Genomic DNA, 605 nt, shown 5'->3' with positions numbered 1-605 from the left:
CGTTGAATGGCTTGGTGATCGCTCGTTAGCGGTATTGGCTGCCATCGCGAATAAGTTCAGAGGTTCAGAACAAGAGACGCTAGAGCCTCAGCTTGATGAGTTTGTTGAGGATAAAGTATCAACAAAATACGTTGAAGACGATCAACAAGACGATGAGACGCTTCCTCACTTAACGGCTTACGAAGTTGAAGAACCAAAAGAGAAAGCGGCAGTACACGAATATCCTATATATATGCCGCAAGCCAAATCAGAAACGTCTGCGGTAAAACCGACGCCAGAGCCCCAAACTCAACGAGTTGCGGCAGTAAATGCGACGCCAACGTATGTTGAACCAGAACCACAACTTAAAGCGGTCAGCACAGATAACGTGGATCCAATGGTTGAGCGTACCAAGCAGCTGAATGTAACCATCGAAGAGTTGGAAGCTGCAGCGCAGCAAGCAGATGATTGGGCGTCAGAAGAACAAACATGCCAATCTTATGCGGATACAAACGCAGTCTATCAAGAACAGGTGCAAGCCAAGCATGAAGAGGTTGTTGAACACGATACGCCTCAACGAGAATCAAGCTATGAAGAGTATGCACAGTTTGCTGCTCAGCAAGAAC

General features: G+C 46.9%; 1 pseudogene. It reads left to right on the top strand.

Annotated elements, in window-relative coordinates:
• Positions 1-605: pseudogene (locus R7044_RS26515) on the top strand (DNA translocase FtsK); the annotation flags it as partial.

Source organism: Vibrio sp. 1402, from assembly GCF_033340275.1.
The sequence above is the reverse complement of the archived record's forward strand: the minus strand, read 5'-3'. Positions and strand labels throughout refer to the sequence as shown.